This is a genomic window from Clavibacter lycopersici (assembly GCF_003576405.1).
Taxonomy (GTDB): Bacteria; Actinomycetota; Actinomycetes; order Actinomycetales; family Microbacteriaceae; genus Clavibacter; species Clavibacter lycopersici.
In genome coordinates this window covers 1-13,079 of the sequence record NZ_QWGT01000060.1, presented here as the reverse complement: position 1 = coordinate 13,079, position 13,079 = coordinate 1, and the positions used below count along the sequence as shown (strand labels likewise).

Here is a 13,079-nt window from a genome sequence, read left to right as displayed (position 1 = left end):
AGATCCGGTCGGCCGTCCGCGCGGATCCCGGCTGGCGGCTCGTCGTCGCCGACGCCGCGCAGCTCGAGCCGCGCGTGCTCGCCGCGCTGGCCGAGGATCGCGCGATGGCGGACGCGGGCCGGGGCAGCGATCTCTACCAGGGCCTCGTCGACGCCGGGGTCGTCGATACGCGCGCTCACGCGAAGGTCGCGATGCTCGGTGCCATGTACGGAGCGACCTCGGGCGAGAGCGGCCGCCTCATGCCGCGGCTCGTGCGGGCCTACCCGCGGGCGACCGGCTACGTGGAGCGCGCGGCACGCGCGGGGGAGAGCGGCGGCGTCGTGAGCACGCGGCTCGGGCGCTCGTCCCCGCCGCCGGGGGATGCGTGGGTCGACGTGCAGCAGATCGGCCGCGCGGGCGAGGCGTCCCAGGCGGATGCCGCCCGCGCCCGCACGTCCGCGCGCGACCAGGGGCGGTTCACCCGCAACTTCGTCGTCCAGGGGAGCGCCGCCGAGTGGGCGCTCTGCTGGCTCGCCGGCCTGCGTCGGCGGCTGGCCGCGATGGAGCGCCCCGGGTCCCGCCCGCACCTCGTCTTCTTCCTGCACGACGAGGTCATGGTGCACGCGCCGGACGACCGCGTCGACGAGGTCCGCGCAGCCGTGGCTGATGCGGCCGCGGAGGCCGGACGGCTGCTGTTCGGCGACGCGCCCGTCGACTTCCCCGTCACGATCGCCGTGGTCGACGACTACGCCCAGGCCAAGTGAGGCGTCCGACCCCGGACACGACGACGCCCGGCCCCCTCGGGGACCGGGCGTCGCGATGCGGGGGAGAGGGGATCAGCCGCCGGAGCCGACGTCGCCCTCGTGGTCGTCGCCCTCGCTCGTGTTGCTGCCGGAGCCGTCGGGGGTCTGGTCGCCGGATCCGCTCTCCTCGGTGACCGAGGAGGAGGACGACTCCACGTGCTCCTCGGTGTGCGTCGTCGTGCCGTCGTCGTCGGTCGAGGTGCTCTCGTGATCTGTGCTCATGGTCCGACCGTACGCTCGCGGTCCGCCGCGGGGAACCCCGGAGGGCGGACACGCGGACGACTTGGCCGGGGCCTCGCCGACGGCGAGGATGGGACCATGACCGATCCCGCGACCGCCACCCCCGCACCCACCGATCCGGCGGAGGTCCTCGCCGTCTACCGCTCCCGGCGCGAGCAGATGGTGGTCCTGCCCCAGGGGAACCTCGCCCTCGTGAACACGCAGTGGATCTCCCACGACGCGGCGCCGCAGCCCGTCTTCGGCATCCCCGGCACGTGGTCGCCCCTGGAGCCCGGCGTCTCCGGCCTCCGCGTCGAGGCGACCGCGGCGGACGGCCTCCGGGTCGACGGCGTGCTCGTCGACGGCGAGGCGATCGTGCGCGGCCGCGACGACCCGCAGCCGTCGTCCGTCGTCGCCAGCGACACCGTGTCGGCCTTCGTCATCGCGAGCGAGGAGGGCGCGTACGCGCTCCGCGTGTGGGACGCGCAGTCCGACGCGATCCGCGACTTCGGCGGCATCGACGCCTTCCCGTACTCCGAGGAGTGGGTCGTGAAGGCGGACTTCACCCCCATCGAGGGCGGACGCGCGATGGGCTTCGAGCACCTCAAGGACGACGGCGCCACCAAGGACAAGATCGTGCCCGGCGAGATCACGTTCACGAAGGACGGCGTCGACTACTCGCTCGCCGCGTTCCGCGAGGGACGCGCGCTCCTATTGGTGTTCTCGGATGCCACGAGCGGCGAGTCCACCTACGGCGTCGGGCGGTTCCTGATGGTGGCGCCCTCCCCGGACGGCACGATCACGCTCGACTTCAACCGCGCCTACCTGCCGCCGTGCGCGTTCAGCTACAACTTCAACTGCCCGATGCCGCCCAAGCAGAACCGCTTCGCCGTGCCCATCGAGGCGGGGGAGAAGAACGTGCTGGCCAGGGGCGGCGGCCTGCTGCACTAGCTCAGGCGGCGGATCCGCCGGGAGCCCGCGCGGGTCGCCCTCGCCGTGGAGCGGCGGCCAACCCCGCGGGTCGCGTGCCGGTCACGCGTGCCTCGCCGATCCGGCGCTCCGCGGCGTCGAGCCATGTCCGCCGCGCAGCGACCTGCGCCTCCTGCGCCTCGACGGCCAGCAGTCGCGCGAGCGCGGGCTCGCCGCCCTCCGCCTCGAGGTCCTGCCGGATCCGCGCGAGGGCCTCCGCCTCGGCACTGGAGCTGGCCCGCTGCGTCCGAACGACCTCCAGCGCGTCGGCCCCGGGGAGCGACATCGCGAGCGTGACCTTGACGAGCAGTTCGTCGCGCGCCCCGACGGCGCCGACGCTCGCCGAGAGCCACGCATCGACCTCCGCGGTACCGGCCGCGGTGATCGTGTACGGCACGTGACCCGCGTCGTCCGTCTCGCCCTTGACGACGAGGCCGTCGCGCTCCAGCCGGTCGAGCGTGTTGTATATCTGCCCGACGTTGAGGGGCGCCGCGGTGCCCGTGCGCCGCGAGAACTCCGTCCGCAGCTGGTAGCCGTAGCAGGTGCCCTCCGTGAGGACCGCGAGGAGCGCGTGCCGCACCGACATCCCCGCCTCGTCTCCCGGCCCGCCTGGGCCGCCACCTGGAGCATAGGCATTCCCGGCATGCATCCCGGCGGGACCCGCCGCCCCGAGACGACCGCACCGACCGACCGACCCGCTGACCGGCGCGTCGCGACCCGCGTGTTGCCCGCGCACAGGATCACCCGGCATGATGAGACCCGTCGGCGTCCGCGCCGGCCGCACCGGCAGGTGTGGAGCTCGTCCATCGCACGCAGATCGTTGGGGAAGACGCATCTGATCGGATGGAGGAGACCCCATGGAAGCACCCGTCGCCAACTCAAGACCGGCTCGAGGAGTGCTCTACGTGCACTCCTCCCCTCGCGCGCTCTGCCCCCATGTCGAATGGGCCGCCGGTCGTGCGCTTGGTCACGCCGTGAACTTCACGTGGGACCCGCAGCCCGTGCTGAAGGGCGCCATGCGCGCCGAGTACTACTGGGAGGGCCCCGAGGGGTCCGGCGCCGCCATCGCCAGCGGACTGCGCGGCTGGGAGCACCTCCGCTACGAGGTCACCGAGGATGCCGGGCCCGGTCGCGACGGCGGGCGCTGGATGCACACGCCCGACCTCGGCGTCTTCTTCGCGCAGACCGACACGGCCGGGAACACGGTGATCCCCGAGGACCGGATCCGGTACGCCCTCGACATCGCGGGATCCAACACGCTGGAGCTCCACCGCGAGCTGCGCCTCGCCATGGGCCAGGCCTGGGACGACGAGCTCGAGGCGTTCCGCCACGCGAGCGACTTCAGCCCCGTCGTCTGGCTGCACAAGGTCGGCTGACCGGCACTGGCACCCGGCGCGCGGCTCCTCCCCGCCCGCCTGCACGACGAGAGGCCCCGACCATCAGGTCGGGGCCTCTCGTCGTGGTGCCGCTAGACGCTGCGGAACGCGATGACCGCGTTGTGCCCGCCGAAGCCGAACGAGTTGCTGATCGCGAGGAGGTCGCCGTCGCCGAGCGACCGCGGGGACGTGACCACATCGAGCGGGATGTCGGGATCCTGCTCCGTGAGGTTGATGGTCGGGGGAGCGGTTCGCTCCGCCAGCGCCTTCACGGTGAAGACGGCCTCGATGGCCCCCGCCCCACCGAGCAGGTGACCCGTCGACGCCTTGGTGGCGCTCACCGGGATCCCGTGCACGGCGTCGCCGAACACGCGCTCGAGCGCCTTGTACTCGGCGATGTCGCCGACGGGCGTGCTCGTCGCGTGGACGTTGATGTGCGAGACGTCGCTCCGGGAGTAGCCCGCGCCCTCGATGCTCTGGATCATCGCGCGCGCCGCGGCCGTGCCCTCGGGGTCCGGGGCGGTGATGTGGAACGCGTCGCTCGTGACGGCGCCGCCCACGAGCTCCGCGTAGATGCGGGCGCCGCGGGCCTTGGCGTGCTCCTCGGTCTCGAGCACGAGGGCGGCGCCGCCCTCGCCGAGCACGAAGCCGTCGCGGGCGATGTCATAGGGACGCGACGCGCGCTGCGGATCGTCGTTCCGCTTGGAGAGCGCCTGCATCGCGGCGAACGACGCGATGGGCAGCGGGTGGATGGAGGCCTCGGACCCGCCGGCGACGATGATGTCCGCGCGTCCCGCCTGGAGGTGCTCGTAGGCGCTCGCGATCGACTCCGTGCTGGAGGCGCAGGCGGAGACCACGGTCTGGATGCCGGCGCGCGCGCCGAGGTCCATGCCGACAGCGGCCGCGGGGCCGTTCGGCATGAGCATGGGCACGGTCATGGGGAGGACCCGACGCGGGCCCTTCTCGCGGAGGGTGTCCCACGCGTCGAGCAGGGTCCACACGCCGCCGATGCCGGTCGCCCAGTCGACGGCGAAGCGCAGCGGGTCGACCTCGGGGGATCCGGCGTCGGCCCACGCCTCACGCGCGGCGGTCAGCGCGAACTGGCTGGAGGGGTCGAGGCGCTTGGTCTCGATGCGCTGCATGACCTCGGAGGACGGCACCTTGGCCTGACCGGCGAAGGTGACGGGGATCTCCCACTTGGCCACCCAGTCCTGCTCGAGGGTCGTGATGCCCGACTCGCCGCGGAGGAGCGCCTGCCAGGTGTCCTCGGCGGTGCCGCCGAGGGGCGACGTGGCGCCGATGCCGGTGACGACGATCTTCTTGGGGGTGGTCATGCGTGGCGTCTCCTCGACGTCGGGAACGGGGGAGGGAGATGGCCGGCCCCGGATGCGGGACCGGCCATGCTCCGCGCGGTCAGGACTGCGCGTTGGTGATGAACGTGACCGCGTCGCCGACGGTCTTGAGGTTCTTGACTTCCTCGTCGGGGATCTTCACGTCGAACTTCTCCTCGGCGTTGACGACGATCGTCATCATCGAGATCGAGTCGATGTCCAGGTCGTCGGTGAACGACTTGTCCATCTCGACGGTGTCGGTGGCGATCCCGGTCTCGTCGTTGACGAGCTCGGCCAGGCCGGCCAGGACTTCTTCGGTGGACAGTGCCATGTGTATCTCCTCGTGGTTCGTGATGACCGGAACAGCTTATGGGTCGGTGGGGCTCAGGGCAGGACGACGACCTGCGCGCCGAAGACGAGCCCGGCGCCGAACCCGATCTGCAGGGCGAGGCCGCCCGAGAGCGACGGGTCCTCCTCGAGCAGGCGGTGCGTGGCGAGCGGGATCGACGCGGCGGAGGTGTTGCCCGTGGTGGCGATGTCGCGCGCGATGGCGACGGACTCCGGCAGGCCCAGCTGCTTCGCGAACTCGTCGACGATGCGCATGTTGGCCTGGTGGGGGATGAAGGCGGCGAGCTGGTCGGGCGCGATGCCGGCGCGGTCGAGCGCCTCCTTGGCGACCTTGACCATCTCCCAGACGGCCCAGCGGAAGACCTTCTGGCCGTCCTGGCGGAGGGTCGGCCACGCGGATCCGTCGCGCATGCTCTTCAGGGTGCCGGTCATGCCGACCGCGTCCCAGTTCGAGCCGTCGGAGCCCCACACCGTCGGCGAGATGCCGGGGGTGTCGCTCGGGCCCACGATCGCGGCACCGGCGCCGTCGCCGAGCAGGAACGAGATCGAGCGGTCGGTCGGGTCGACGATGTCGGACAGCTTCTCGGCGCCGACGACGAGGACGTACTCGGCGAGGCCCGAGCGGATGAAGGAGTCGGCCTGCGCGATGCCGTAGGTGTACCCGGCGCACGCGGCCGAGATGTCGTAGGCCGGCGCGGGGTTCGCGCCGATGCGGTCGGCGAGGAGCGCGGCCATCGACGGGGTCTGCACCGTGTTGCTGACGGTCGAGACGAGGACGATGCCGATCTGTTCCGGCCGGATGCCCGCCTTGGCGATGGCCTCCAGCGACGCGGTGGTCGCGAGGTCGACCGCGTCGACGTCGGCGCCGGCGCGCTTGCGCGTGATGATGCCGGTGCGCTGGCGGATCCACTCGTCGGACGAGTCGATCGGGCCGACGAGGTCGTCGTTCGGGACGTCGAGCTCGCCCCGGGCGGCGCCGAGGCCCCAGATGCGGGTGAAGCGCTCGACGACGGGCGCGGTCTGGATGGTGGGGCGGGGCTGGTCGGTCATGGGTGCCTGTTCGGTGTCGGGTGAGGCGGGATCAGGCGTGCGCGTCGAGCATGTCGATGGCCGCCGGGAGGTCGTCGGGCGTGGAGAGCGCGAGCGTCGGGAGGCCCTTGAGCCCGCGCTTGGCGAGGCCGGTGAGCGCTCCGGCGGGGGCGACCTCGATGAGGCCCGTGACGCCCGCGGCGTCGAACGCCTCCATGCAGAGGTCCCAGCGCACCGGGCTCGCCACCTGGCCGACGACCAGGTCGAGGTACGCAGCGCCGGACTCGACGCGGCTGCCGTCCCGGTTCGTCCAGATCGGGAAGCGCGGATCCCGGGGCGCGAGCGGCGCGACCGCGGCCTGCAGCCTCTCGACGGCGGGCGCCATGTGGTGCGTGTGGAACGCGCCGGCGACCTGGAGGGGGATGACGCGCGTGCCGCGGAGGGGCTCCTCCTGGAGCGCCGCGAGGGCCTCGGGGGCTCCGGCGACGACGATCTGGCCGCCGCCGTTGAAGTTGGCGGGCTCGAGTCCGAGCTCGGCGAGCCGTGCGAGGACCGCATCCTGATCGCCGCCGACGACGGCGCTCATGCCGGTGCGGGTGACGGCGGCGGCCTCGGCCATCGCGTCGCCGCGCGTGCGGACCACGGCCATGGCCTCCGCGTCCGTGAGGATCCCGGCGCCGGCGGCGGCCGTGATCTCGCCGACGGAGTGGCCGGCGATGCCCGCGACGTAGGCGTCGCGGCCGTCGGCGAGGAGCGCATGCAGGGCCATGATGCCGGCGGCGACGATGAGCGGCTGCGCGACGGCGGTGTCGCGGATGGTGTCGGCGTCGGACGTCGTGCCGTGGGTGACGAGGTCGAGACCGGCGGCGTCGCCCAGCTCGCCGAGCCGGCGCGCGTGCTCGGGGTGCTCGAGCCAGGGGGAGAGGAAGCCGGGCTTCTGGGAGCCCTGACCCGGGCAGACGACGATGATCATCCGTCCATCTTCCCGCCCGCATCCGGGCGCGCCGGAGTCGACATCCCACAGAGGATCCGGGACGACATTGTGGCGATGCCACACGCGGGGCGCGTCACCGTGCCGCCTGGCGCTTCGGACGGGCCCGACCGGATCCCTGCTGCTTGGGGACCGTGGTGCCGGCCTCCGCGATGCTGCCGATGATGAGCGCCGCCTGCAGGATGAGGGCCTCGCGCGCGCCCGTGGCGTCCCACCCGATGACGTCGGACACGCGCTTGAGGCGGTACCGCACCGTGTTCGGGTGCACGAACAGCTCGCGCGCCGTCGCCTCGAGCGAGCGGCCGGTGTCCAGGTAGCACCACAGCGTCGTGAGCAGCTCCGTCGAGTGCGCCTGCAGCGGCTTGTAGATCCGGTTGATGAGCGTCGAACGGGCCAGCGGGTCGCCGGCGAGGGCGCGCTCCGGCAGCAGGTCGTCGGCCAGCGTCGGCCGCGGCGCGTTCCGCCACGAGCGCGCTACGGCGAAGCCCGCGAGAGCCGCCCGCGCGCTCCGGGACGCCTCCACGAGGCTCGGCACCTCGTGCCCGAGGACGAGGTGGCCCGCGCCGAAGCCGGGCTCGAGCTGCGTCGCGATCTCGAGGAAGGTGACGGGGGGAGCCTCGGGCGCCGCCGCCTCCGGATCGACGACCGCGGGGGACGCGCGCCCGATCACGAGGACCAGGCGGCTGCCCTGGACGCCGATCAGCACGTCCGCGTCGAGGTGCCGCGCCGTGCGGCGCAGCTGGTCGACGTCGAGGACCGCGGGAGCGGTGCCCACGAGCACCGACACCTCGCCGTGCCCGTGCCAGCCGAGCGCCGCGATCCTCGAGGGGAGCTCGTCGTCGTACTCGCCCGAGAGGATGCTGTCCACGACGAGCGCCTCGAGCCGGGCGTCCCACAGGCCGCGGGCCTCGGCGGCCCGCGCGTAGACGTCGGCCGCGGCGAACGCGATCTCCCGCGAGTACAGCAGGATCGCGTCGCGCACCGTGCGGTGCCGGTCGCGGACGCGGTCCTCGACGACCTCCACCGTGACGCGGATGAGCTGCAGCGTCTGCTGCAGCGTCACCGAGCGCAGGAGCTCGCGTGGAGCGGCGCCGAAGACGTCCGCGGCGATCCACGGCGTCGAGTCCGGATCGTCGTACCAGTGGATGAACGACGTGATCCCGGCCTGGGCGACGAGCCCGACGGCGGACCGCCGCCCCGGCGGCATGTCGCCGTACCAGGGCAGCGTGTCCTCGAGCCGCTTGAGCGTCGCGCTGGCGAGCTCGCCCGACAGGGACCGGAGCCACGCGAGCGTCTCCGCCTTCGTCTCCCCGGTCTCCACGTCGGTGTCGTGCCGGTCGCTCGGGGTCACGTCAGGTCGGCGCAGCTCACGCCTCGCCGCCGGCCGATCCGGTCGTCCCGGCGTTCACGTCGAGCAGGCGGTACTTGTCGATCGCCCACTTCGGCGCGTCCTGGTCGACCTTGCCCTGCTTCGCCAGGCGCTGCAGGGTCTTCACGACCATGGACGGGCCGTCGATCGCGAAGAAGCGACGGGCCGCCGGACGCGTGTCCGAGAAGCCGAAGCCGTCGGCCCCGAGCGTCGAGTAGTCGCCGGGGACGAACTGCCGGATCTGGTCGGGCACCGCGTGCGAGAAGTCGGTGACCGCGACGAACGGGCCCTCGGCGTGACGCAGCTTCTCCTCCAGGTACGGGACCCGGGTCTCGGAGTGCGGGTGGAGCATGTTGTGCTCCTCGGCGGCAAGGCCGTCGCGACGGAGCTCGCCCCACGAGGTGACGGACCACACGTCGGCGGACACGCCCCAGTCGTCGGCCAGCAGCTGCTGCGCCTCGAGGGCCCACGGGACCGCGACGCCGGACGCCATGAGCTGCGCCTTGGGTCCGTCGGTCCAGCCGTCCTTGAGCTTGTAGACGCCGCGGACGATGCCGTCCACGTCCACGCCCTCGGGCTCGGCCGGGTGGATGATCGGCTCGTTGTACACCGTGAGGTAGTACATGACGTTCGGGTCGTCGTGCTCCCCGCCGTACATGCGCTCGAGGCCGGACCGCACGATGTGGCCGATCTCGTAGGCGTACGCCGGGTCGTACGACACGATCGCCGGGTTCGTCTGCGACAGGACGAGCGAGTGCCCGTCGGCGTGCTGGAGGCCCTCGCCCGTGAGCGTGGTGCGTCCCGCCGTGGCGCCGATGAGGAAGCCGCGCGCCATCTGGTCGCCGGCCGCCCAGATCGCGTCGCCCGTGCGCTGGAACCCGAACATCGAGTAGAAGACGTAGATCGGGATGAGCGGCTCGCCCTGCGTCGAGTACGTGGTGCCGAGGTTCGTGAACGCCGCCAGGGCGCCCGCCTCGTTGATGCCCACGTGCACGATCTGGCCCTGCGGGCTCTCCTTGTAGGAGAGCAGCAGCTCGCGGTCGACCGACGTGTAGTGCTGGCCGTTCGGGTTGTAGATCTTCGCCGTCGGGAAGAAGGCGTCGATGCCGAACGTGCGGGCCTCGTCCGGGATGATCGGGACGACGCGGTTGCCGAAGTCCTTCGCGCGGATGAGGTCCTTCAGCAGCCGGACGAACGCCATCGTGGTGGCGATCTCCTGAGTGCCGGAGCCCTTCTTCGAGATGCGGTACGCGGAGTCGTCCGGCAGCGAGATCGCGGTGTGCTCCGTGCGGCGCTCCGGCGAGTACCCGCCGAGCGCACGGCGGCGCTCCTGCATGTACCGGATGGCCTCGTCGTCCTGGCCGGGGTGGTAGTACGGCGGCAGGTACGGGTCCGCCTCGAGCTGGGCGTCCGTGATCGGCACGCGCATCTCGTCGCGGAACTGCTTGAGGTTGTCGAGCGTGAGCTTCTTCATCTGGTGGGTCGCGTTGCGGCCCTCGAAGCTCGGGCCGAGGCCGTATCCCTTGACGGTCTTCGCGAGGATCACCGTGGGCTGGCCCGTGTGCTCGCTCGCCGCCTTGAAGGCCGCGTAGACCTTGCGGTAGTCGTGGCCGCCGCGCTTGAGGTTCCAGATCTGGTCGTCGGTGTAGCCCTCGACGAGCTTCGCCGTGCGCTCGTCGCGCCCGAAGAAGTTCTCGCGGATGTAGGCGCCGCTCTCGGCCTTGTAGGTCTGGTAGTCGCCGTCGGGCGTGCGGTTCATCAGGTCGAGCAGCGCGCCCTCGGTGTCGCGGGCGAGCAGGTCGTCCCACTCGCGGCCCCAGACGACCTTGATGACGTTCCAGCCGGCGCCGCGGAAGAAGCTCTCGAGCTCCTGGATGATCTTGCCGTTGCCGCGGACCGGCCCGTCGAGGCGCTGCAGGTTGCAGTTGATGACGAAGTTGAGGTTGTCGAGCTTCTCGTTCGCCGCCACCTGGAGCTGGCCGCGGCTCTCGACCTCGTCCATCTCGCCGTCGCCGAGGAACGCCCAGACCTGCTGGTCGGACGCGTCCTTGATGCCGCGGTTGGTGAGGTACTTGTTCGCCTGCGCCTGGTAGATCGCGTTGATCGGGCCGAGGCCCATCGACACCGTGGGGAACTGCCAGAACTCCGGCATGAGGCGGGGGTGCGGGTACGAGGACAGGCCGCCGCCCGCGTGGCTCTTCTCCTGGCGGAAGCCGTCGAGCTGGTGCTCGCTCAGGCGGCCCTCGAGGAAGGCGCGGGCGTAGGTGCCGGGGGAGGCGTGGCCCTGCACGAAGACCTGGTCGCCGCCGCCGGGGTGGTCCTGGCCGCGGAAGAAGTGGTTGTAGCCGACCTCGTAGAGGGCGGCCGAGGATGCGTACGTGGCGATGTGCCCGCCGACCGCGATGCCGGGACGCTGGGCCCGGTGCACCGTGACGGCCGCGTTCCAGCGGATCCACGCGCGGTAGCGGCGCTCGAGGTCCTCGTCACCGGGGAAGTCGGGCTCGTTCTCCGGCGCGATGGTGTTGATGTAGTCCGTGGTCGGGACCATCGGCACACCCAGGTGCAGCTCCTTCGAGCGCTTGAGGAGGCTGAGCATGACGTCGCGCGCACGACCCCGGCCCTGCGTCTCGACGAGCCCGTCGAGGGACTCGTTCCATTCGGCGGTCTCTTCCGGATCCTGATCGGTGTGGTTCACCGAGTACGGATCCTGGTCGTTGACAGTCACCCTCGACCTCTTCCTGTGGTGTGCAGACATCGTCTTCGGTGCCACGGGGCTCGAAGGGTGCGAGACCGCGCGTACGCCGAGAGCCAGCCTACCCATGCCGACCGACGGTCACGGACGACGTGCGGCGCGCCCCGCGGGACCGGCCGACCGCCCCTGCCGCTGGACTTCGCGGATCCCCGGCGTAAGCTCGTCACTCGTGCCAGACAGGGGACATCTGCCGGCACGGAAGGATCCGCACCCCATGGCCCTGGCCAACGACACACAGGCTCCCGACTTCGAGCTCGCCAACCAGTACGGCGAGCGCGTCCGGTTGAGCGAGTACCGCGGACACCGCGCGGTCGCCCTCGTCTTCTTCCCCCTCGCCTTCTCCGGCACCTGCACGGGCGAGATGTGCCAGCTCGAGGAGAACCTCGGCCTCTTCGCCGACAGCCGCGTGGAGCTCATCGGCGTCAGCGTCGACAGCAAGCACACGCTGCGGGCGTGGGCCCAGCAGCAGGGGATCGACTTCCAGCTCCTCGCCGACTTCTGGCCGCACGGCCAGGTCGCGAAGGAGTACGGCGTCTTCCTCGAGGAGAAGGGCTTCGCGAACCGCGCGACCTTCCTCATCGACACGCGCGGCATCATCCGCGGCAGCTTCATCACCGCGCCGGGCGAGGCCCGTGAGCTCGAGGCGTACCGCACCGCCATCCGCGACCTGGCGCTCGTCCCCGCCTGATCCGCCCGTCGCGGCCGCGGAGCATCAGCTCAGGATGTTGACGGCCCGGGCGATGACGAGCGCGAGGATCACGAAGCCGGCGAACGCCTGCAGCGCCATCAGCGCCTTCGCGCGGTGGGACAGCGGCATGACGTCCGTGGGGCTGTAGGCCATCGAGTTCGTGAGCGAGAAGTAGGCGTAGTCGACGAACCCGGGGACCCAGTCCGCGTGCTCCGACGAACGGCGGGCGACCTCCGACACGGCGCCGGCGTCCTCGTCCTGCGGGAAGCGGAAGTCGGCGGGCGCGAGCGCGGCCCGCGCGTGCGTGCGGCGCGCCACCGGGCCGCCGCGGTCCAGCTCCCAGAAGACGAGGGCGAAGGCCAGCACGTTGGTCACCCACACCTGGAGCGCCGTCAGCAGCAGCTCCGGACCCGCCTCCGACGCGTCGACGAGCGCGATGACCAGGACGACGAGGCTCACCTGGTTCGCGACCACGAGGAGCCCGCCGAGACCGATCCCGAGCCCTCGGGACCACCTCGTCTCCCGCGTGAACCGCCGCGGGTTGAGCGTGACGAGCGGCACGAGGAGCGCGACGGCGATCACGACCACCGCGACGCGGACGCCGACGGGCACGGCGGTCGGCGCGACGCCGTAGAGGGCGACGGCGACGATCAGCCCGACGGCGGCGGGCCAGCGCGGCTCCGCGACCGTCCGGCGAGAGGGGTGGATGGGCACGCAGGAGAGGCTACGGCGCGCGGCTCGGGCGGGGCCGGGACGCGCCGGCGCGGTCGGCTAGCATGGCCGGGCGCCCGGCGACCGGACGCAGGGGCCTTTAGCTCAGTTGGTAGAGCGCCACGTTTACACCGTGGATGTCGTCGGTTCGAGCCCGGCAGGGCCCACGCGCGCACCCCTTCCCGTGCATCCGGTCGAGGGGGATCAGCCGAGGGTCCCGAGGCCCCGCACGATGAGGTCCACGCCGAAGGCGAAGTCCCGCGCCGGGTCCTCGTCCACCGCCCCGGCGGGCAGCAGACCGAGCCGGTCGAGCTGGCCGCGCTGCTGCTCGTGCGCCACGTGCCCGAGGACGAAGTGCAGGAGCGTCCAGGCCGCGCGGGCGCAGTCCGCCTCATCGAATCCGCCGGCGGCGACGGCGGCGGAGAGCGCGTCGCGGGCGGCCGTCGCCCCGAGCCCCATCGCGGTGGTGCTCGCCACGACCTCGGCGCCGTCGCGATGGGCGAGGAGCGCCGCC

General features: G+C 72.2%; 14 protein-coding genes and 1 tRNA gene. 5 read left to right on the top strand and 10 right to left on the bottom strand.

The window, feature by feature from the left end; all coding sequences use genetic code 11:
• Positions 1-743: bifunctional 3'-5' exonuclease/DNA polymerase (locus tag DZG00_RS06145; RefSeq protein ID WP_119455465.1), on the top strand; the 743-nt coding region annotated here is incomplete at its 5' end.
• A gap of 72 nt (positions 744-815) precedes the next feature.
• Here the strand turns inward: DZG00_RS06145 and DZG00_RS16980 are convergent.
• Positions 816-1,004 (bottom strand): hypothetical protein, encoded by a 189-nt coding sequence (locus DZG00_RS16980; RefSeq protein ID WP_158586975.1) that lies wholly within the window; start codon positions 1,002-1,004, stop codon positions 816-818.
• Between the two features lie 96 nt (positions 1,005-1,100).
• Here DZG00_RS16980 and DZG00_RS06135 point away from each other — a divergent pair, with 96 nt between their 5' ends.
• Entirely contained in the window at positions 1,101-1,952 is an 852-nt protein-coding gene (locus tag DZG00_RS06135) for a DUF1684 domain-containing protein (RefSeq protein ID WP_119381528.1), read from the top strand.
• Position 1,953: 1 nt separating this feature from the next.
• Here DZG00_RS06135 and DZG00_RS06130 read toward each other — a convergent pair whose 3' ends face one another.
• Positions 1,954-2,556, bottom strand: coding sequence for a PadR family transcriptional regulator (locus DZG00_RS06130; RefSeq protein WP_119381529.1), 603 nt, complete (start codon positions 2,554-2,556; stop codon positions 1,954-1,956).
• Between the two features lie 271 nt (positions 2,557-2,827).
• On the opposite strand from DZG00_RS06130, the gene DZG00_RS06125 reads away from it, so the two are divergent.
• Entirely contained in the window at positions 2,828-3,346 is a 519-nt protein-coding gene (locus tag DZG00_RS06125) for a DUF3145 domain-containing protein (RefSeq protein ID WP_119381530.1), read from the top strand.
• A gap of 92 nt (positions 3,347-3,438) precedes the next feature.
• On the opposite strand, the gene DZG00_RS06120 is transcribed toward DZG00_RS06125, so the two are convergent.
• The 6 genes from DZG00_RS06120 to aceE all read right to left on the bottom strand — a co-directional run bounded on the left by DZG00_RS06120 (position 3,439) and on the right by aceE (position 11,139).
• On the bottom strand, positions 3,439-4,680 hold the full coding sequence (locus DZG00_RS06120) for a beta-ketoacyl-[acyl-carrier-protein] synthase family protein (protein ID WP_119381531.1): 1,242 nt from the start codon (positions 4,678-4,680) through the stop codon (positions 3,439-3,441).
• Positions 4,681-4,759: 79 nt separating this feature from the next.
• Positions 4,760-5,008, bottom strand: a complete 249-nt coding sequence (locus DZG00_RS06115; protein ID WP_012038305.1) for an acyl carrier protein — start codon at positions 5,006-5,008, stop codon at positions 4,760-4,762.
• Between the two features lie 53 nt (positions 5,009-5,061).
• On the bottom strand, positions 5,062-6,075 hold the full coding sequence (locus DZG00_RS06110) for a beta-ketoacyl-ACP synthase III (protein WP_119381532.1): 1,014 nt from the start codon (positions 6,073-6,075) through the stop codon (positions 5,062-5,064).
• Positions 6,076-6,106: 31 nt separating this feature from the next.
• Positions 6,107-7,027, bottom strand: coding sequence for an ACP S-malonyltransferase (locus DZG00_RS06105; protein ID WP_119381533.1), 921 nt, complete (start codon positions 7,025-7,027; stop codon positions 6,107-6,109).
• A 94-nt stretch (positions 7,028-7,121) separates the two neighbouring features.
• Positions 7,122-8,396 (bottom strand): PucR family transcriptional regulator, encoded by a 1,275-nt coding sequence (locus tag DZG00_RS06100; protein WP_119381534.1) that lies wholly within the window; start codon positions 8,394-8,396, stop codon positions 7,122-7,124.
• Between the two features lie 16 nt (positions 8,397-8,412).
• Complete coding sequence (gene aceE, locus DZG00_RS06095) at positions 8,413-11,139, bottom strand: pyruvate dehydrogenase (acetyl-transferring), homodimeric type (RefSeq protein WP_119381535.1); 2,727 nt, start codon at positions 11,137-11,139, stop codon at positions 8,413-8,415.
• Positions 11,140-11,380: 241 nt separating this feature from the next.
• Between aceE and DZG00_RS06090 the strand changes: the two genes are divergently transcribed.
• Positions 11,381-11,854, top strand: a complete 474-nt coding sequence (locus DZG00_RS06090; protein WP_119381536.1) for a peroxiredoxin — start codon at positions 11,381-11,383, stop codon at positions 11,852-11,854.
• A 24-nt stretch (positions 11,855-11,878) separates the two neighbouring features.
• Here the strand turns inward: DZG00_RS06090 and DZG00_RS06085 are convergent, their stop codons facing one another.
• Positions 11,879-12,568 (bottom strand): DUF1345 domain-containing protein, encoded by a 690-nt coding sequence (locus DZG00_RS06085; protein WP_119381537.1) that lies wholly within the window; start codon positions 12,566-12,568, stop codon positions 11,879-11,881.
• A 91-nt stretch (positions 12,569-12,659) separates the two neighbouring features.
• On the opposite strand from DZG00_RS06085, the gene DZG00_RS06080 reads away from it, so the two are divergent.
• Positions 12,660-12,732: transfer RNA gene (locus DZG00_RS06080), tRNA-Val, on the top strand.
• A gap of 37 nt (positions 12,733-12,769) precedes the next feature.
• Here DZG00_RS06080 and DZG00_RS06075 read toward each other — a convergent pair.
• The coding region (locus DZG00_RS06075) for a TetR/AcrR family transcriptional regulator C-terminal domain-containing protein (RefSeq protein ID WP_199689795.1) at positions 12,770-13,079 on the bottom strand (310 nt) is incomplete at its 5' end.